This is a genomic window from Streptomyces dangxiongensis (genome assembly GCF_003675325.1).
Lineage (GTDB): Bacteria > Actinomycetota > Actinomycetes > Streptomycetales > Streptomycetaceae > Streptomyces > Streptomyces dangxiongensis.
In genome coordinates, this window is the sequence record NZ_CP033073.1 from 7,812,405 (window position 1) to 7,832,945 (window position 20,541).

Genomic DNA, 20,541 nt, shown 5'->3' on the forward strand with positions numbered 1-20,541 from the left:
CGCACCGGCCGGGCAGGGGAGCACGGACGCCGCACCGGCGGTGGACTACTCCGCGACCCATGCCCAGCGGTCCGCCGACGTGGCCCCGGGGCTGCCGGCGAACGCGTCCCCGCCCGGCGCCACGGCCGGTCCGGTCGTGGGCCGGGGTGAGGTGCGTACCGACAGGTGGCTGCCCTTCCGGTCCCGGCCGGACCAGGGCGAGCAGGAAGCGGCGGGGGCGTTCCGGTTCACGACCGGCCGGCCGGGGGAGCGGCCCGTGGTGGCGAGGCCCGCCAGGTCGGGTGAGCGCACGGAGGTCGCGTACGACTGGATCCGGTACGGCGGGGACACCGCCGCCGACGATCTGCTGGTGCTGACGCGGCGACTGCACCTGGTTCCGGCCGACGGGACGACGGATCAGGAACTGGCCGGTCTGCGACGGACCGTGACACGGACCGTGGAACGGCTGGTCAACGCCCCCGCGTACCGTTTGCCCGGCCTTCAGCCGGACCAGGGGGCCGGACCCGTGCGCCCGGGGCCCCGGCTGCGGGTCGAGGTGGCGTTCACCGCCACCCCCGGGGCCGCGCACACCGTCGTCACCGTCCGGCGCGGGGTACCGGGGTACCGGGCCATGCTGCAGGGAGTGTGGTTCACCGAGGTGGATCCCGCGACCTATGCGCACGAGGTCGTCCATGGCCTCGGCGTCCTCGACGACACCGCCGATCCGCGGGTGCTGCTCACGCCGGGCGGGCGCGCGGCGCAGGGCCTGCCCGACGGCCGGACGAGTCTGATGGGGACCATCAGGGAAGGCGTCTCCGCGCCCCCTCAGATCCTCACGCAGGACCATCTGCGCCAGATCGCCGACGTCTTCGCGCCCTACGCGCACCGCGGGAACGGCCCCTCCCACGCCCCCGAGATCCGCTGGCACTTCTCGGACCACCCGCCGGAGCAGGTGTTCCGCGACGGTCTGCGGTCCGACGCCACGACCGGGGACCCGCTGCGGGAGGGGGCCGGCCGCTACCGTTACCGCCTCGACGCGACACGGATCGAGGACACCCGGGGCGACTCCGCCGAGACGTCCGCCTCCACCGGAGGAATCCAGGCGCCGGCGGTGCTGGGCGTGTACGACAGGACGCTCGACCGCACCGGCGCCTGGGACGAGGAGCGGCGGACGGTCGACTGGAACCCCGGCGGACGTGTGGACGACGTCGAGGAACCGCCGGTGCGCACGGACCCGTCCGCCGGCCCGGCGGAGGAACCGGACACGGACACGGCGCCCGAGGTGGACTACTCCATGGTCCATCCCGCCGACCGTGAGTACATCGTGGAGAGCCGCCCCCACGAGATCGTGTGGCGCTTCTCGGACACGCGGCCGGAGGAGGTGTTCACCGCCGGTTTCCGGGCGGAGGACCCGAACGGCCTGGTGCGGCTGGAACGCTATGCGAACTGGAACCCGCTGAACGCCCAGTACGTGTCCACGACCCGTGACCGCGAACTCATGTACCGGGGGCGCCGCTACCGCTACGAGATCGTGTCGCTGCTCAACGCCGACCGGACCGGCGTGGACGTCGCGCCCTCCCTCGCGAGTATGCAGCGGCACCATGACTTCCCCAGGGAGCAGGAGGTCGCGTTCACCGGGAGGATCAGCCCGGGGGCGATCGTCCTGGTCCACGACCGTCAGGAACGCCGGACCGGGTCCTGGGACAGCCGGACCCAGCAGGTGCTCTGGGCGCCCGGGGAGAACTTCGCGGCGCCCGTCGGGTCGGGCGAGGTCCGCACCAACCGGTGGGCGCCTCCGGTCGAGGCCGAGGTCGGGTACGAGTGGGTCTGGTACCGCACGGGCCCCGTGGGCGCGGACGAGCTGCGGTTGACGCGCCGACTGCATCTGGAGCCGAACGGGACGTCGGCGGAGTACCTGGACGCCATCCGCTCGCTGATCCTGGAAGAGCTGGACGAGCTGATCAACGCTCCGGGGTACCGGCTGCCCGAGGTGCGGCACGCCCCGGAGACCGGGGCGGTGACGCCGGGACCGCGACTTCGTGTGCGAGTCGAGTTCACCGACGACCCGGCGACGGCGCATGGCCGCCTCACGGTGCGGCCCGAGGCCGACCCCTCGATCCGTGCGTTCGTGGCCGAGATCGTGCGTGGTCTGGGGGTGTTCGACGACGCGAGCGGGCTGAACGCACTGACGGAGGAACACCTGCGGCAGATCACGGAGACCCTGGCGCCTCACCTGAACCGCGACGCCGGTCCGGCGGGCGACGAGCAGAACGCGGACGCGGCACCGGCGGTGGACTACTCCCCGGGCCGGCCCGACGACCGTGACCCCGTCGGCGACAGCCGGACCCACGGACCGCTCGACCCGCCCGGGGACGAGTCCGGCGTCCTGTCCTCCGATGTGCGCGCCGGCCAGGAACCGCCGGAGACACGACCCGCCGGCCCGGCCATGGCCGGGCGACCGGCTCAGGTGCCGTGGCAGCGGAGGATTCCGGTGCCCGATCCGCTGGCCATCCCGAGCGTCCACGGCGCCCTTGGGCTGGACTTCCGGCCCGCCGGCGCCCGCGCCCTTGACACGGCGGCGCCGAGCGGCGACGCGGGAACCACGACCTCCGCGGAGAGCCGGGCACCGTGGGACTCGGCCTCCGCGCCGGTGCCCTGCTTCGTCCTCGCCGGCGGTACGCACCGGTCCGTCCTGGTGCGGACCGCGACGGAGCCCGAGTCCATGCGCCCGGTGGAGTTCGCGGACCATCTGGGGGCACGGCCGGAGATCCGGGCGCTGCCCGCCGACGTGCCTGTCGTGCTGGTCATGTCCCACAGCGGCGCGGGCGGTCTGGAACTGCCGCGTCTCGTCGCCGCCCGCACAGGCCGCACCGTGTGGTCGTACACCGGGAAGGTGCGGCCCCGGCTCTCGACGGACAGCGCGGGCAGGCCGACCGTGGTGGCCGGCGACGAAGGCGGGCCCGTCGCACGGTGGCTGCGGAGCCTGCCCGACGACCTCGGGACCCTGACCGGGGAGGAGCGCGCGAGTGTCGTCCCGCCGGAGGCCGTGCCGCTGAAGACCGTGTACGGCCGGCCGGTCGCCTACGCGGACATCGTCCAGCACACGGTCCAGGACGAACAGCACAGGCCGCTGGGGCGGGCGTGGATGACGCCGCAGGACTGGGCCGATGAGTACGCGGCCCAGAGCGTCAGGCTGGGGCTCAGGAAATCCTTCCGCGTGCGGGACCGCGTCGACGGCAATCGAGTTCTCCGGCCCGGCTCGGCCCGGCCGCTTCCATGGAAACGGGACCTGCCGGAAGTCACCCCCTTTTTCCTGCTCGCCCACGGCGCCACCGATCACGTGTCCCTGCCCACCACGGCCGGGACCGCCAGGGTGGACGGGACGAACATCGGGAGGTTCCTCAAGCGCCGGCCGAGTTTCAGCCGGCTGCCGTCGGAAGTCCCCATCGTGCTGGTCTCCTGCCTCACCGGCGGCGAAGCGGGCCGGTCGGACCGGAATGTGGCGCAACGGGTGGCCGACGAAACCGGCCGCGTGGTGTACGCACCCACCAGCAGGTCGCTCATCAGCCTGAACCTGGTGGCCGAGAGCCCCGATGAGCTCCCGCAGTGGCTCACCTTCCGGCCCGGGCGACCGGACACGGACGGCCCGGCGCCCGCACCGGAGGGGCCGGAGGCGCCGGGCACGACGGCACCGGTGACGCAGGCGGCGGCCGACGTCCCGGAAACCCGGCCGGCGCGGCCCGGGACTGCGCCCGTCCGGACGGCACCGCCGCCGGTGCGTCCCCCGGCCGGTGTGACACGGCACGTGGTGCGGTTCGCCGAGCGCACGGAGACCCTGTCGGCGGAGCAGCGGCAAGGGGTGCGCCGGTTCGCCGAGGAGGTGGCGCGCCTGGCCCTGGACGATCACCGGGCCGGGCTGCCCTGGCCACGGCTGCGGGTCGAGGCCGGTGGCAACGGCGGTGTGCTGATGTCGCCGGGACGGGCCGACGCGGCGATGCGGACGAGCCTGCGGCGCGGTGAGGCGGTGGTGGCCGAGCTGCGGCAGGCGGTGCGGGAGGCGCTGAAGGAGCTTCAGCCCGGGAGCGCTGCCGCGGCGGTCATGGACGACTCCTTGTTCTCCGTGGTGCCTCTCGGGCGTGCGGCGGGACATGACGCCCCGCAGAACTCGGGTGAGAGCCGTGAGAACCTGCGTCGGCAGGCCGTGGTGACGGTGGTGCGGTCCGAGCCGCAGGCCGACACGCTCGGTCCCCCGCTCGGGGAGGGACCCGCCCTCCTCCTGCCCGACGCGCGGACCGGCCGGGGCGTGCCCGAGGAGCGGTCCGCCGGGCCGGAGCCGACGGCGTCCGAGCGGATCGTCCCGGTGCCGGACGCGGCGCCGATCGTCTCCCGCGGGCACACCCGCGGGGACCTCGGCCTGGACTTCCGGCCCGGCGCAGTCCACCGCCCGGGCGAGACGGCGCCGCCCGAGGTCTGGAGGACCTACGTCCCGGGACCGGCCGGCCCCGAACGCGCCGGGACCTACCGGCCGGAACGGCCCCCGTGGTTCTCGCTCGCGGCGTCGGCTCCGGTGCCGTACCTCGTGGTGGCCGACACCGCGTACGGAGCCGTCCTGGTGCGGACGGCGGAGGGCGGTGACGCGATGCGTCCGGCCGAGTTCGCGGACCACCTGGCGTCGCTCCCGCGGGTGCGGGCGCTGCCCGCCGACGCGCCGGTCGTGCTGGTGATGCCGCACGGTGGCACGGGCGGTCTGGACCTGCCGCGTCTGGTGGCGGCGCGCACGGGCCGGACCGTCTGGTCGCACACCGGTGAGCTGCGACTGCTGCCCTCGCCCGACGGCACCGCCACGCGGATCACCGTGGTGGGCGAGGACGCGGGGGAGTCGTCCGGGCGGTGGCTGCGCAGCCTGCCCGACGACCTCGGCGCCGTCTCGGCCGAGGAGCGCGCGCGGGTGGTGCCGCCGCGGGCCGCACGGCTGACCTCACTGGACGGCCGGCCGATCGCCGGTGCGGACATCGTCCACCAGACGATCCAGGACGACCAGCACAGGCCGCTCGGCCGCGCCTCGCTGGCGCCTGCGCAGTGGGCCCGGCCGGGTTACGGAGAACGGGCCCGCAAGCTCGGCACCAGAAGCACGTCCCGGGCATGGGACACGGTCGACGGCGAGCACGTACCGCGGCCGGACTCGCGCCGGCCGCTGCCGTGGACGAGCGACCGGGAGACGGTGACCCCGTACTTCTTCATGTCCCACGGCAGGGCGAACTTCGTGATGCTGCACACCGAGACCGGGGACATCCAGGTGGACGGGACGAACCTCGGCAGGTTCCTGAAGCGCCGGCCCAGCCTGAACCGGCTGCCCGCACACGTCCCGATCGTGCTGGCCGCCTGTTTCACCGGTGCCGGAGCGGCGGAGCCGGGCCGGAACGTGGCACAACTGGTGGCGGACGAGACCGGACGTGTCGTCCACGCGCCCACGGCCCCCGTCGAAACGGCACTGCAGTTGATGCCCCCGAGCCCCCAAGACCACGCCGAATGGCTGACCTTCCAGCCCGGACGGCCGGAGCCCGACTCGTCCGCCGCGGTGCCTCCCCGGCGGCCGGAACAGCTCCCGTCCGAGCGGCCCCGCACCGGAACCGGGCACCGGTCCCGGAGCCGTCACCGGGGCCACCGACACCGAGGAGACCGATGACGAACGCTGACGCCACCCCGACCACGTCCGGCACGGCGGCACGGGATGTGGTCCCGGAGGCCGGTGACCTGCGCGACGCGCCCGAGATACCGGCCGAGCTGCGGGCGGCTGCCAGGCGGGCGCCCGACCACTGGCTGGGCATGGTGGACCCCGAGTGGACCGGCGACGGGCCTCCGCCGTCCTGGGCGGTGCGGGGGGAGTGGCGTTCGGACGCGGCGGGCGAGATCGTGCAGTGGCGGGAGAACGAGGGCTACCGCCCCTCTCCGTCGGCGCGCGGCTGGCCGCCGCCGACCGACGAGGTGGACGAGGCCGTCCAGCTCGCGGTCACCGGATACGGCCCGGCCGAGGAGGTGACACGGCGCCTGGCGGAGGCCGAGGTGGCCGTGCCGGTCGGTCCCGACGGACGGCCGCTGCTGGCCGCCACCCCGGACGGCGTCCCTGTCGTCCCCGTCCACACCTCGGCCGCGCAACTCCACGCCCTGGGGCGGCTGGCGTACGACGCCGTGCCGGTCACCCTGCTGCTGGACTTCCTGGAGCCGGAGCAGCGCCTGCTCGTCAACCCCGGCGGCGCGGCCAGTCTGCTGCTGGAGACGGACGCGCTGAGACGGGCGGTGGCGGGGGAACAGCCGCCGGCCTGACCTCGCACAGGCCGGCGGCCGACCCCGGCCGGTCCGCCCGTCCGGCGGCACCGTTCCGGACGGACGGGATCACAGCACGACACCTCGTGGTAACCATCCGTCCCCTTCGGGTACGCCCGCTGTCCCATCGGACATCTCGCGGTGCCGGACGAGGCGGCCGGGGGCCGTCCGCCCCCAGACTGCTCCGGGCGGTGCGACCCGGGCCCTCTCCGTTGCCCGCGGACGGCGCGCCGCCGACGCCGCGCCGTGGCACCGGCACGCCTGTCATGAGCAGGACATGTCGACCGTCCGTGACGTCCGCCGGTTCCGTCCCGTGCGGCCCCTGGCTCCCGCACAGCGCCGACACTTTTGAAGGTGAGCGACCAACATGAACGAACCCCTCACGACCGCGACGGATCATCCCCGATCCGATGCCGCGGCGACACCCGGCGGCCCCACCCACGTCGACGCGGGTGACGCCGGCTACCACAAGGACCTGAAGTCACGGCACGTCAACATGATCGCCGTGGGCGGCGCGATAGGAACGGGCCTCTTCCTCGGGGCGGGCGGCCGACTGCACGACGCGGGCCCGTCCCTCTTCATCGCCTACGCCGTGTGCGGTCTCTTCGCCTTCCTCGTCGTGCGGGCACTGGGCGAACTCGTGCTGCACCGGCCCTCCTCCGGCGCGTTCGTGTCCTACTCGCGCGAGTTCATGGGGGAGGAGGGCGCGTACACGGCCGGCTGGCTCTACTTCGTCAACTGGGCGACCACCGCCATCGCCGACATCACGGCGGTGGCCACCTACGCCCACTTCTGGTCCACCTTCTCGGACATCCCGCAGTGGGTGCTCGCCCTGGTCGCCCTGGCCGCCGTGCTGACGGCCAACCTGATCTCCGTGAAGTACTTCGGGGAGACGGAGTTCTGGTTCGCCATCATCAAGGTCTCGGCCCTGGTCGTCTTCCTGCTCGTCGGTGTCTACCTGGTGGTCACCCGGCACCACGTCGACGGCCACACCCCCGGGCTCGGCACCGTCACCGACCACGGCGGTCTGTTCCCCCACGGGTGGACACCGATGCTGCTGCTGATCCAGGGAGTCGTCTTCGCGTACGCGGGCGTCGAGCTGTGCGGTATCGCGGCCGGGGAGACCGAGCACCCCGAGAAGATCATTCCGAAGGCCGTCAACTCCATCATGTGGCGTGTCGGTCTCTTCTACGTCGGCTCCGTCGTCCTGCTCTCCCTGCTGCTGCCGTCCTCGGTCTACGCCGCCGGTGAGAGCCCGTTCGTCACGGTCTTCACCAAGCTCGGCATCCCGGGCGCGGCCGACGTGATGAACCTGATCGTCCTGACCGCCGCGCTGTCGAGCCTGAACTCCGGTCTCTACTCCACCGGACGCATCCTGCGGTCCATGTCCCTGTCCGGTTCCGCGCCCAGGTTCACGGGCGTGATGAACCGGGGAGGGGTGCCCTACGGCGGCATCCTGCTGACGGCGGGCTTCGGGGTGTTCGGCGTCGTCCTCAACTACGCGATGCCGGGCAAGGCGTTCGAGATCGTCATCAACTTCGCCTCGTTCGGCATCATCGGCACCTGGGGCATGATCATGATCTGTTCGCTGCTGTTCTGGAAGCGGTCGCAGAACGGCACCGTCACCCGTCCCGCCTACCGGCTGCCCTGGGCCCCGTACACCCAGGTGGTCACCCTGGTCTTCCTCGCCTCCATCGTGCTGCTCATGTGGCAGGACGGCGGTGTCTCGCGCACCACCGTCGAATGTCTGCCGCTCGTCGTCGGCGCCCTGGTCGGTGGCTGGTTCGTGGTGCGCGGGAACGGTCCCGCGCGGGCGGCGGCCGACGGGGAGACGGACGCGGCGGGGCGATAGGGACGGCCCGCTGTCCGAAGGGGCAAAGGGACGGTGGGGCACGTCGGCGGTCACGTCCGGTCGGATAGCTTCCTCACGCGTCCGATGCTGCCGCACCGGTGGTGGAGGGGTTCGCGGCACGCATCCTCCCTCGTGACGCGAACCCCTCCACCGACGGGCCGGCGGACGTCCCGGAGTGCCCGGCGCCGCATCCCGGCCCGGGCACTCGCCACGCCCGCGTCCCTCCCCCGTTATCTTCTTTGCGGTCCTGCAAGAGGGCCGCTGGCCTCCGGGCCCGGCATGGCTGTTCCCCCCTGTCGAACCGATGACCTGGGGGGTGGTGCCACCGGGCCCGAGAGGCGCCGTCGGAGACGCTGATGAGAGGCCCGACCACCGCCCGGCCGTGCGCAATGCACGGCACCTGGTGGGCGGCAGGTCTGCATAACGTGGATGCGCGCACGACGCCGACGCCCCGGCCAGCACCGCACGAACCCGCCTCGGAGGATGGCTTGTACGACAGCGACGAGATAGGCGTCTTCCTGGGCCTGGATGTCGGCAAGAGTGCCCATCACGGGCTCGGGCTCACCCCGGCCGGGAAGAGGGTCTTCGACAAGCAGCTGCCCAACACCGAACCCAGGTTACGGGCCGTCTTCGACAAGTTGAAGGCCAAGTTCGGCACCGTCCTGGTCATCGTGGACCAGCCCGCCTCCATCGGGGCCCTGCCGCTCACGGTCGCTCGCGATGCCGGCTGCAAGGTCGCCTACCTGCCCGGACTCGCCATGCGGCGGATCGCTGACCTCTACCCCGGCGAGGCGAAGACCGACGCGAAGGACGCCGCGGTCATCGCCGACGCGGCCCGCACCATGCCGCACACCCTGCGCTCACTGGAACTGACCGACGAGATCACCGCCGAACTGACCGTGCTCGTCGGATTCGACCAGGACCTCGCGGCCGAGGCCACCCGCACCAGCAACCGCATCCGCGGCCTGCTCACCCAGTTCCACCCGTCGCTGGAACGCGTCCTCGGCCCCCGGCTCGACCATCAGGCCGTCACCTGGCTGCTGGAACGCTACGGATCCCCGGCCGCGCTGCGAAAGGCCGGCCGCCGACGGCTCGTCGAGCTGATCCGGCCCAAGGCACCCCGGATGGCGAAGCGGCTGATCGACGATGTCTTCGACGCGCTCGATGAGCAGACCGTCGTCGTTCCGGGAACAGGCACGCTCGACATCGTGATCCCCTCGCTGGCCCGCTCGCTCGGCGCCGTCCACGAACAACGCCGGGCGACAGAAGCCCAGATCACAGCCCTGCTGGAGGACCACCCTCTTTCGAAGGTCCTGACGTCGCTGCCCGGCGTCGGCGTCAGGACCGCCGCCACACTGCTGGTCACCGTCGGCGACGGCACCAGCTTCCCCACCGCCGCCCACCTGGCCTCCTACGCCGGCCTCGCCCCGACCACGAAGTCATCGGGCACCTCGATCCACGGCGAACATGCCCCACGCGGCGGCAACCGGCAGCTCAAACGCGCGATGTTCCTGTCCGCGTTCGCCTCCCTGCACGATCCCGCCTCCCGCACCTACTACGACAAGTGCCGCAGCAGAGGAAAGACCCACACACAGGCCCTCCTCCGCCTCGCCCGACAACGGATCAACGTGTTGTTCGCAATGCTCCGCGACGGCACCTTCTACGAACCCAGAACCCCACGCCTCGCTTGACGAAAGACATAGAGGCACCCCCCCGCACAGCCCAAGGAGTGCCATGACGACGCCCGGCATCCTCGATCTCGCCGCGCTGGGCGAGCACTTCGTCAGGGACCCCTATCCGGTGTACGCGGCCCTGGGCGAGCGGGGCCCGGTGCACCGGGTACGGCTGCCCGAGGGGGTCGAGGGGTGGCTCGTCGTCGGGTACGAGGCCGCCCGGGCCGCGCTCGCCGATCCCCGGCTCGCCAAGTCGTGGGAGCGGGCCGCGCCGACGCTCTCCCTGGTACGACCGGCCTCCGGACCCAACATGCTCAACTCCGACCCGCCGGATCACGGGCGGCTGCGCAAGCTCGTCGTCCGCGAGTTCACCCCGCGCCGCGTCGAGGGACTCGCCCCGCGCGTCGAGGAGATCACCGAGGCGCTGCTCGACGCGATGCTGGCGCACCCGGACGGACGCGCCGATCTCGTCGAGGCCCTGTCGTTCCCGCTGTCCATGTCCGTGATCTGCGAACTCCTCGGCGTGCCGTCGCTCGACCGCACCGCCTTCCGGACGTGGAGCACCGACGTGTTCTCGCACCCCGATCCGGTGGTGCGCAAGACGGCGAGCCAGGAGATGGGCGGCTACCTGGCCCGGCTGCTGGACGACAAGCGCCGCGCCCCGGGCGACGACCTGATGAGCGCCCTGGTCCGCACCAGCGACGACGACGGCGACCGGCTCAGCCCCGAGGAACTGATCGGCACCGCCTGGCTGTTGCTGGTGGCGGGTCACGAGACCACCGCCAACCTGATCGCCAACGGCGTGCTGGCGCTGCTGACCCACCCCGATCAACTCGCGGTACTGCGCGAGGACATGACGCTGATCGACGCGGCGGTGGAGGAGATGCTGCGCTACGACGGACCGGTGGAGGCGGCGACCTTCCGCTTCACCACCGAACCCGTCGGCATCGGCGGCACGGTGATCCCCGGCGGCGGCGAGCTCGTCCTCGTCGTCGTGGCCGACGCCAACCGCGACCCTGCGCGCTTCCCCGACCCCGACCGCTTCGACATCCGCCGCCCCGCGCACGGCCACATCGCCTTCGGCCACGGCATTCACCACTGCCTCGGCGCCCCGCTCGCGCGGATGGAGGCACGCATCGCCGTCCGGGCCCTGCTGCGGCGCTGCCCCGGCCTCGGCCTGGACGTCCACCCGGCGGCCGTGACCTGGCGTCCGGGCATGCTCGTGCACGGCCCGCGGCGGCTTCCGGTGCGATGGGTGTGACCGGGCTGCCGCGCACGTGCGGATAAGTGCAGAGCCGCTGTCTTTCCGGACAGTGAATTCCGGGACGCGATTCCCCGTGACATCACGGACGTAGAGTGCCCTCGATCGGCTCTGATCGGGGATTTCGACGCGCCCTTGTGACGATTGATCCTTCCTCCCCCGTGACCCGCCACAGCCTCCTACGGCCGGAATCCCTTATCGGGTCCGGGGATTTCTCCATGCGGTGCTGGACCGGCCTCGCGTGAAAGCGCCCGGCCGGGTTCAGAGATGTATCGGCAACCAAAAACGAGGCACATGCGGTGAACATGCTCAACCAGTGGCCGGCCCGGCTCGTCCCCGCGGGGCTGGCCTTCGCTCTGTTGACGGGGTGTACCAGCCTCGGCGAAAGCACCCCCGTGGTGGTCGGAATGTCCGACGACGTGCTGGCCACGGACCCCGCTTCCGGCTACGACCCCGGCTCATGGCTGTTGTTCAACAACGTCTTCCAGTCGCTGCTCAGCTTCCCCAGCGGGGGCACGGAGCCGGAGCCGGACGCCGCCGAGGTATGCAGCTTCACGGACGGCCGGGCCCGGGTGTACAAGTGCCGCCTCAAGGACGGTCTCCGGTTCAGCAACGGCGACCCCCTCACCGCGGAGGACGTCAAGTTCTCCTTCGACCGCACCCTGCGGATCGACAACGCGGCCGGCCCGGCGGTCATGTTCGGCACGCTCGACAGCATCCAGACGCCGAACGACAAGACGGTCGTCTTCAGACTGAAGGTCCCCGACGCCACCTTCCCCAGCAAGATCGCCTCCGGCGCCGGTTCCATCGTGGACCACCGCCAATACCGCGGGGACGAGCTGCGCACGGACGGCGGGGCGGTCGGGTCCGGCCCTTACCGGCTGGAGTCCTTCGGCAAGGGCGAGGCGGTCTTCTCGGTCAACGAGCGGTACAAGGGGAACGCCCGGGTGAAGAACTCCGGTGTGACACTGAAGTTCTTCCACGGACACCAGGACGCCCTCAAGGAAGCCGTACTCGACGACAAGGTCGACGTCGCCTACCGCGGCCTGACCGCGCAGGACATCTCCGGCATCGACCAGCAGATCGGCCGCAAGGACGTCGACGTCGTCGAGGGCGGCAGCGCGGAGGTCCAGCATCTGGTCTTCAACATGCACGACCCCGTGGCCGGGAGATCCTCCGTGCGCGAGGCCATCGCCCATGTGCTCGACCGGGACGCCCTCGTCAGAGAGGTCTACCGGGACACGGCGATCCCGCTGTACTCGATCGTCCCGGCCGGTATCGGCGGCCACACCACGGCCTTCTTCGACAGGTACGGTGGCCGCCCGTCCACAGCCGAGGCCACCGCCCTGCTGCGCGCCGACGGCATCACCGACAGGGTGAGGCTGACCCTCTGGTCCACCCCCGTCCGCTACGGCCCGGCCACGGACCAGGAAATGCACGCGATCGCCGATCAGCTCAACGCCAGCGGGCTGTTCGACACCGACGTGAAGTCCGTGCCGTTCGACCGCTACGAGCGGGACATCGCCGCGGGCACCTACGGCGTCTACGTCAAAGGCTGGGTGCCGGACTACCCCGACGCCGACAACTTCACGGCCCCCCTCTTCGGCCGGGGCAACGTGCTGGGCAACCACTACGAGAACAGCACCCTCACCGACGAGCTGATCCCGCGCACCGCCGCAGTCAGCGACCGCATGGCCGCCGAGGGGGAGTTCGCCCAGATCCAGGACATCGTGGCCCGGCAGGTGCCCGTCCTGCCGGTGTGGCAGGCCAAGCAGTACGCGGTCGTCCGCGACGGCGTCCACGGCGTCGACTACTGCCTGGACGCGTCCACGGTGTTCCGGTTCTGGGAACTCAGCAAGGACTGAGCCCGACACACATCCCGCCCCACGGAGAGAAGAAGACCGATGGACAACCCGTTCGAGCAGCCCGACGCGCGGTACCTCGTCCTGGTGAACGACGCAGCGCAGTACTCGCTGTGGCCGAGCCGTGCCGCCGTACCGGCGGGATGGTCCGTGGCCCTGGCGGCCGCGAGCCGGCAGGCCTGCCTCGATCATGTCGAGGCACACCGGCCGGACCCCCGCCCCAGGAGCGTGGACGGGGCCGCGCACACCGGCTGAGACGGAGCACCGTACCGCCGGGGCCCGCGTCACCGGCGGCGGGCCCCGGCATGGTCGTTAGCCGGGTTGGCGCAGGTCGGTCACCACCGCGGCCAGGCCCCGGACGGTCGGTGCGTCGAAGAACGCGTGCAGCGGCACCTCGACGCCCAGCCGTTCCAGGATCCTCGCCGAGATCCGGGACATCGTGATCGAGTGGCCGCCGAGGTCGAAGAGATCGTCGGTGTCGCCCAGATCCGGGACCCGCAGCACCTCGCACCAGATCCGCCGTACCGCGTCGAGCGGGTCCTCCGGGTCCGCCTCCGGCGCGGGGGCCGCGTCCGGCGGGGACGGGAGCGCCGCGCGGTCGAGCTTGCCGTTCGGGGTGGTCGGGAGGGCGCCGAGGGCGACGAACGCCTCGGGCACCATGTACGCCGGCAGCGACGCCGCCAGCGCGCGCCTCAGTGCGCCCTCGTCCGCCTCGCCGACGACGTACCCCACCAGCCCGCCCTCCCGCACGGCGGCGGCGGCGTGGTCCACCCCGGGTACGGCGAGCAGCCGGGACTCGATCTCGCCCAGCTCGATCCGGTAGCCCCTGAGCTTGATCTGGTCGTCGGACCTGCCGAGGAACTCCAGCCGCCCGTCGCCGCGCCGGCGCACCCGGTCTCCGGTGCGGTACATACGGCTGCCCGGCGGCCCGAACGGGTCGGGCAGGAACCGCTCCCGGTCCAGCTCCGGCCGGCCGAGGTAGCCACGGGCGAGTCCGGCGCCGGCGAGGTGGAGGTCACCGGGGACGCCCCCGGGACGGGCGTCAGGCGTTCGTCGAGCACGTAGGCCCGGGTGTTCGCCAGCGGACGGCCGATCGTCACCCGCTCCGGCTCGGGACCGATCTCGTCCGCCGTCGCCCAGACGGTCACCTCGGTCGGCCCGTACAGGTTGACGAGTCTGCCCACCGCCGGGCGCAACCGCCGGGCCAGCGGCAGGGGGAGTGCCTCGCCTCCGGTGATCGCGGTGATCCCGGGCGCGGCGAAGCCGGCGTCCAGGAGCATCGCCCATCCGGTCGGGGTCGCCTGCATGTGGGTGACCCGCTGCCGCTCGGCCAGGTCGCGCAGCGCCGAGCCGTCACGCGACTGGGTCTCGCTCGCCATGACCACCGCGCCACCGGTGACCAGGGGCAGGAAGAACTCCGGGACGGACATGTCGAACGCGGCCGACGCCGACGCCAGCCAGCGGTCGCCCGGCCGGGACCCCAGCAGGTCCCGCATCGACAGCAGCAGGTTGACCAGCGACCGGTGCTCGATCCGCACGCCCTTGGGGCGGCCGGTCGAGCCGGAGGTGTAGATGACATAGGCCAGGTCGTCGGGGGCCGGCGACGGGACGGCCCCGGGGCCGGGCGCGACGGGGTCCTCGGCGGCGGCCGCGAGGTCGCCGTCCCCCAGCCGGTGGGCGGCGCGGGAGTCCGCGACGACGAACGCGAGCCGTTCCGCCGGGTACGTCGTGTCGAGCGGGACGTAGGCCGCCCCGGCTTGCAGGACACCGAGCAGGCCGGCCGGCAGCAGCTCGGTCCGGCTCGCCGCCACCACGACGAGGTCTCCCGGACAGATGCCCTCGGCGCGCAGCCGGCCGGCGACCCTGGTGGCGGCGGCGTCCAGCTCGGCGTAGGTGAGCCGCCGATCCCCGTGGATGACGGCGACGGCATCGGGCGTGCGCGCGACCTGCTCCGCGAACAGCCCCGGGACGGTCGTCGCCGGACGGCCCACGGCCGGCCCGTGGTGACCGGCGAGCAGACGGTCCCGCTCCTCCGGGTCCAGCAGGTCGAGCCGGGCCGGCCCGGTGTCCGGGGCGGTGGCGATGTGGGTCAGCGCGGACAGCCAGTGCCGGCCGATGCCGCGGACGTCGTCGTCCGTCAGCGACTCCCGCGGGTACCGGAGGACCGCGTCGATGCCGTCCGGCCCGTCCAGCAGGGTGATGTCGAGGGTGTGGCGGACCGTGGCGTCCCGGGGTGTCCGGTCCACCGTGGCGACGACACCGGGGAAGCGCGGCGCCGGGGACCACCGGCTGTAGGCCAGGTGGACCGGGGCCGGCGCCGTCCCCGCTCCGACGCGTGAGAGCGGGACGTCGCGCACCCGGTGGAGTTCCCGCAGCCCGGAGCTGACCCCGCGGGCGAAGTCCGCGAACGGGGTGTCGCCCCGCGGGGCGGAGGAGAAGGGCAGCTCGTTGACATGGGCGCCGATGCGTGAGTGCTCGCCCGGTGTACGCGTGTCGAAGCCGAGAGCCGTGACCGGTGCGGTGTTGCCGTAGCGGAACAGAACGGCGTGCACGGATGCCACCATCAGCACATGAGGGGTGACGCCGATGCGCTCCGCCACGTCATGGAGCCTGTCCCGCAGCGTCGCCGGTATCCGCAACTCCACCGCCGCGCCGTGCCGTACGCCCCCGACGGCGCCGTCCAGGCCGGGGAGCAGCAGGTCGCCGTCGACCGGGTGGTCCGCCCAGTACCGCTCGGCGAGCGGCAGCGCGGCGGTGATCCGCTGCTCCGCGCTTCCGACGGATGCGGGTTCCGGCAGTCCGGGATCGCCACCCAGGACCTCCGCGCGGTAGAACGCGGCGAGATCGGTCACGAACACCTCCACCGACTCCCGGTCGAAGACCAGCCGGTGGGCGACGACCAGCAGCCGGTGCTCGCGTGTTCCGTCCGTCTGCACCACCAGGCGGCACAGCGGACCGCAGGCGGGGTCGAACGGGACGGTGAGGTGCTTCCTCACGGCCTCCGGCCCGGGCCGCTCGACCCTCAGCCCCGGCCGGGCCGCGGCGGGCGCGCCGTCCCGCTGCCCGACGGCGCGGGTGAGGACAGGATGCCTGTCCAGTACGGCGCCACAGGCGCGGTCCAGCGCGGCGAGATCGAGATCACCGTGGAAGGCCACGGAGAACGACAGGTGGTGCACGGCACCACCGTCGTCGGGCACCCCTTCGGACGGGACGACAGGGGGGCTGGCCGGAAGGTCGCGCATGGAACAGATCCGTTCACCGTCATGTGAATCCCGGCGGGGCGTTCCCGGGGACTGCGGCCGGGGACCGCCCCGCGCCGACCGGAGAACTCAATCTGGCTGGACTTCATCGCCTCAAGCAATATCCCACCAGTCGGAAACACTCTGCCCCATCGCACATTCACCGTGCCCCGAAGAGCAATTGACAGTATCTCGGGGTGCATCAATGATCGGTGTGTCGACGGGCCCCGTAAACGGAGGCCCGAGTTGTTTCCGCGGTCCTGACATGTGGCACCGCGCGGAGCGGACAGGCGTGGCCTGGCCCCCTGCCCATCACCCGGAAACTCCTTTCCGATCACCCTGGACACAGGTGTCCTGCCGAGGGGAAGAGCCAACCGTGCCCGCGAACCAGACATTCCACGATCCTGCCCGCGTGCCCGCGGGAGCGGCACCTCGGCAGCTCACCGCCGCGGTGCCGCGGACGAGCAGGACAGGGCTGCTGGTGTCCTCCTTCGCACAGCAGCGGCTCTGGTTCCTGGCCCAGATGCACGGCGTGAGCGAGGCCTACCACATGCCGCTGGCGTTCGAGTTGCGGGGACCGCTGGACCGCGGCGCGCTGACCCGTGCGCTCGACCGGCTGGTCGACCGGCACGAAGCGCTGCGCACCCGCCTGGTCGCCACGGCCGGTGAGGTCTTCCAGCACGTCGCCCCGGCCGGACAGGGCTTCGCACTGCAGACGCACGACCTGGCCGGCCGTTCCGATCCGGAAGCCGAGCTGGCCGTCCTGCACCAGGAGGAGGCCACCGCGCCGTTCGACCTCGCCCGGGGCCCGCTGTTCCGCGGCCGGCTGGTGACCCTGGAGCCGGAACGGCACGTGCTGCTGATCACCGCCCACCACATCATGTCGGACGGCTGGTCGACCGGCGTGTTCAACCGGGAGCTGGGGGAGCTGTACACGGCGTTCCACGAGGGCGCGGACGATCCGCTGCCGCCGCTGCCCGTGCAGTACGCCGACTTCGCGGCCTGGCACCGGAAGCTGCCCGAGGACGTGGCGGCCCGTCAGTCCGCGTACTGGAGCGACGCCCTGGCGGACGCGCCCGCCCTGATCGACCTGCCGGCCGATCGGCCGCGCCCGGCCCACCAGGACCACCGGGGCGCGCGGCTGCGCCTGGAGTTCGACGCGGAACTCACCACCGCCCTGAAGGCGCTGAGCCGGCGCACCGGCACCACCCTGTTCATGACCGTGCTGGCCGGGTGGGCGCTGGTGCTCTCCCGGACGTCCGGGCAGACGGACGTGGTGATCGGCACGCCCACGGCCAACCGCCGCCGTACGGAACTCGAAGGCCTCATCGGCTTCTTCGTCAACAGCCTGGCACTGCGCGTCGACCTCTCCGGCGACCCGTCGGTGGCCGAGCTGCTGAAGCGGGTGCGCGGTGTGACGCTGTCGGCGCTGGCGCATCAGGACCTGCCGTTCGAGCGGGTGGTGGAGCTGGTCAACCCGCCCCGCAGCCCGGCCCACACGCCGCTGTTCCAGGTCATGTTCGCCTGGCAGAACACCGAGGGCGGCGAGCTGACCCTGCCGGGCCTCGACGTGACGCCGCTGGGACCGCCGCATGCCGCGGCCAAGTTCGACCTGGCCCTGTCGCTGGGGGAGGAGGACGGCCGTGTCGTCGGCACCCTGGACTACGCCGGTGCGCTGTTCGACACCGAGACGGTCGAACGCCACTGCCGGCAGCTACGGCGGGTGCTGGTCCAGATGGCCGCCGCGCCGGAACGGCCGGTGACCTCGCTGGAGCTGCTGTCCCGGCAGGAGCGCGCACAACTGCTGGACGGGTGGAACGACTCGGCGCGCGAGGTCTCCGCGATGCCCTTCCCCGCGCTGTTCGAGGAGCGGGTGCGCAGGTCCCCGGAGGCGGTGGCGGTGGAGTTCGGTCCGCTGTCGCTGTCGTACGGGGAGCTGAACGCGCGGGCGAACCGGCTGGCCCGGCAGCTTGCCCGGCTCGGCGTGGGGCCCGAGCGGGTGGTGGCGGTGGTGTTGCCCCGCTCGGTGCGGTGGCTGGTGGCGATCCTGGCGGTGATGAAGGCGGGCGGCGCTTATCTGCCGGTGGACCCCGCTTACCCGGCCGAGCGGATCGCGTACATGCTCGACGACGCCGAACCGGCGTGCGTCCTCACCGACGTGGCCACCGCGCACACCCTGCCCGGCACGATCGCCCCGCTGCTGCTGGACGACACCGGGGCCGCCCCGGCCGGGCCGGCGGGGACGGCCGACCTGACCGACGCCGAGCGCGGTGCCCCGCTGCGGCCGGACTCCCCGGCGTACGTCATCCACACCTCCGGGTCGACCGGCCGGCCCAAGGGCGTCGTCGTCACCCATGCGGGCATCGCCGGCCTCTCGGCGAGCCAGATCGAGCGCCTGGACGTCACCCCGGACAGCCGCGTGCTCCAGTTCGCCTCACCGAGCTTCGACGCCGCCACCTGGGAGGTGTGCATGGCGTTGCTCGCCGGCGCGCGGCTGGTGATGGCCCCGGCCGAGGAACTGCTGCCGGGCGAGGGCCTGGCCGGGGTGGTGCGCCGGCACGCCGTGACCCATGCCACGCTGCCCCCCGCGGCATTGTCGGTACTGCCGGAGGACGCCCTGCCGGCCGGGATCACCCTGGTCGTGGCGGGTGAGGCCTGCCCGCCGGCCCTGGTGGGGAAGTGGTCGGCCGGCCGCCGCATGATCAACGCGTACGGCCCGACCGAGACCACGGTCTGTGCCACGATGAGCGCCCCGCTGTCCGAAGCCGTGACCCCGCCCATCGGTACGCCCGTCGCCAACACCCGCGTGTATGTGCTCGACGCCCGCCTGCAACCCGTCCCGCCGGGAGTCCGCGGAGAGCTGTACGTCGCCGGTCCGGGCCTGGCCCGCGGCTACCTCGGCCGTCCGGGACTGACGGCGCAGCGGTTCGTCGCCGACCCCTACGGCCCGCCCGGCACCCGTATGTACCGCACCGGGGACCTGGCACGGTGGCGCGCCGACGGACGGCTGGAGTTCCTCGGACGCGCCGACCACCAGGTGAAGGTGCGCGGCTTCCGCGTCGAACCCGGCGAGATCGAGGCGGCGCTGCTGCGGCAGCCGGGAGTCCTGGAGGCCGCGGTACTGGCGGAGCGCGACGAGACGGGCGAGACGCGCCTGGTGGCCGTGATCGCCCGGGGCGAGGCCGCACCGCGGCCGGCGGGCGAATGGCGCGCCGCTCTCGCGCGCGGCCTTCCCGCCTACATGCTCCCCGAACTGTTCGTCGAGGTGCCCCGGCTGCCGTGGACCGCCCACGGCAAGACCGACCGCGAGGCACTGCTGAAGCGGGCACGGACGGCCGGGCCCGCCCAGGTCAACACCTCGACCCCGCGCGACCACACCGAGCTGACCCTCTATCACCTCTGGCGGCGGCTGCTGCTCCACGCCGACATCGGCATCCAGGACAACTTCTTCGACATCGGCGGGACGTCGATCTCCGCCATCAAGCTGGGCCCACGCCGTGCAGGAGGCGTTCGGCGAGCCGCTGCCCGTCCGCGACATCATGCTGCACCCGACCATCGAGGCGCTGGGCGGACGGCTGCGGCGGCGAGCCGCGGCCCAGTCCCCCCGGCAACCTCATCGCGTTCCGCGACGGCGACGGTTCCGGCCGCGTCGTCTGTGTCCACCCCGGCGGTGGTACGGCCTTCTGCTACCTGCCGCTGGCCAGGGCTCTGCCGGAGGACTGCGGTGTCTACGGCATCCAGTCCCCGGGGCTGAACCCCGGAGAAACCTTCCTGCCCACGGTCGAGGCCATGGCGGACGACTACCTGCGGCTCATCGAGCCACTGCTCGACGGGCCGCTGGTCCTCACCGGACTCTCCTTCGGCGGCCTGGTCGCCCACGAGATGGGACGCCGTCTGGCGCTGGCCGGGCACACCGGGCCGAGCGTGGTCCTCCTCGACACCCACGGCAGTGACGAGGACGCCCGGCGCGCCGAGATCGAACCGGTGGGGATGGCCGAGTTCCGCCAGAAGCTGGTCAAGTTCAACGGTATGTACCCCGGGATCGAGGACGAGCAGATCGAGCGGTACTTCCGGGTCTACAACCACAACCGGCTGGCCGCGCGCGCCTACCGGGCACCGTCCACGCCGGCCCGGCTGGTCCTGCTGCAGGCCACCCGGGGACTCGACGCCCCAGCGTCGCGCGCGGCCGGGGACTTCTGGCGCCGGCGTGCCGGCAACGGCCTCCGGGTGGAACGACTGGCCTGCGACCACTGGGAGATCCTGGAGCCCGCCGGCGTTTCGCGCGTGGCCGCGCTGCTCGCCTCCGAGCTGGCCCGATGACCGGCGTCCCGTCGACCGGAGACCCGTCCGG

General features: G+C 72.7%; 10 protein-coding genes. 8 read left to right on the plus strand and 2 right to left on the minus strand.

What is annotated here, in order from left to right; translation table 11 throughout:
• Nucleotides 1-5,661 precede the first annotated feature (5,661 nt).
• The 6 genes from D9753_RS34915 to D9753_RS34940 all read left to right on the plus strand — a co-directional run bounded on the left by D9753_RS34915 (nt 5,662) and on the right by D9753_RS34940 (nt 13,206).
• Nucleotides 5,662-6,303 carry a type VII secretion system-associated protein gene (locus D9753_RS34915; protein ID WP_121790647.1) on the plus strand — a complete coding sequence of 214 codons (642 nt, stop codon included), beginning with the start codon at nt 5,662-5,664 and terminating at the stop codon, nt 6,301-6,303.
• 367 nt (nt 6,304-6,670) lie between these two features.
• Nucleotides 6,671-8,155 (plus strand): amino acid permease, encoded by a 1,485-nt coding sequence (locus D9753_RS34920; RefSeq protein ID WP_121790648.1) that lies wholly within the window; start codon nt 6,671-6,673, stop codon nt 8,153-8,155.
• Between the two features lie 488 nt (nt 8,156-8,643).
• Nucleotides 8,644-9,846, plus strand: a complete 1,203-nt coding sequence (locus tag D9753_RS34925) for an IS110 family RNA-guided transposase (protein ID WP_121790649.1) — start codon at nt 8,644-8,646, stop codon at nt 9,844-9,846.
• A 43-nt stretch (nt 9,847-9,889) separates the two neighbouring features.
• On the plus strand, nt 9,890-11,089 hold the full coding sequence (locus D9753_RS34930) for a cytochrome P450 family protein (RefSeq protein WP_121790650.1): 1,200 nt from the start codon (nt 9,890-9,892) through the stop codon (nt 11,087-11,089).
• Between the two features lie 299 nt (nt 11,090-11,388).
• A complete protein-coding gene (locus D9753_RS34935; RefSeq protein WP_121790651.1) occupies nt 11,389-12,954 on the plus strand; it encodes an ABC transporter substrate-binding protein in 1,566 nt (521 codons plus the stop codon).
• 39 nt (nt 12,955-12,993) lie between these two features.
• The gene (locus tag D9753_RS34940; RefSeq protein WP_121790652.1) at nt 12,994-13,206 is read left to right on the plus strand and encodes an MbtH family protein; all 213 of its coding nucleotides are present in this window, start codon (nt 12,994-12,996) and stop codon (nt 13,204-13,206) included.
• A gap of 57 nt (nt 13,207-13,263) precedes the next feature.
• On the opposite strand, the gene D9753_RS38465 is transcribed toward D9753_RS34940, so the two are convergent.
• Nucleotides 13,264-13,722 (minus strand): phosphopantetheine-binding protein, encoded by a 459-nt coding sequence (locus D9753_RS38465; RefSeq protein WP_240468519.1) that lies wholly within the window; start codon nt 13,720-13,722, stop codon nt 13,264-13,266.
• The gene (locus tag D9753_RS34945) at nt 13,644-16,193 is read right to left on the minus strand and encodes an AMP-binding protein (RefSeq protein WP_338057999.1); all 2,550 of its coding nucleotides are present in this window, start codon (nt 16,191-16,193) and stop codon (nt 13,644-13,646) included. The genes D9753_RS38465 and D9753_RS34945 overlap by 79 nt, the downstream gene beginning before the upstream one ends.
• Nucleotides 16,194-16,602: 409 nt before the next feature.
• On the opposite strand from D9753_RS34945, the gene D9753_RS34950 reads away from it, so the two are divergent.
• Together D9753_RS34950 and D9753_RS38475 are read left to right on the plus strand one after the other, a co-directional pair.
• Nucleotides 16,603-19,944 (plus strand): non-ribosomal peptide synthetase, encoded by a 3,342-nt coding sequence (locus D9753_RS34950; protein ID WP_240468377.1) that lies wholly within the window; start codon nt 16,603-16,605, stop codon nt 19,942-19,944.
• Nucleotides 19,887-20,510: a thioesterase domain-containing protein gene (locus D9753_RS38475; protein ID WP_240468520.1), complete on the plus strand. Its 624-nt coding sequence runs from the start codon at nt 19,887-19,889 to the stop codon at nt 20,508-20,510. Before D9753_RS34950 ends, D9753_RS38475 begins: the two co-directional genes overlap by 58 nt.
• Nucleotides 20,511-20,541: the final 31 nt, after the last annotated feature.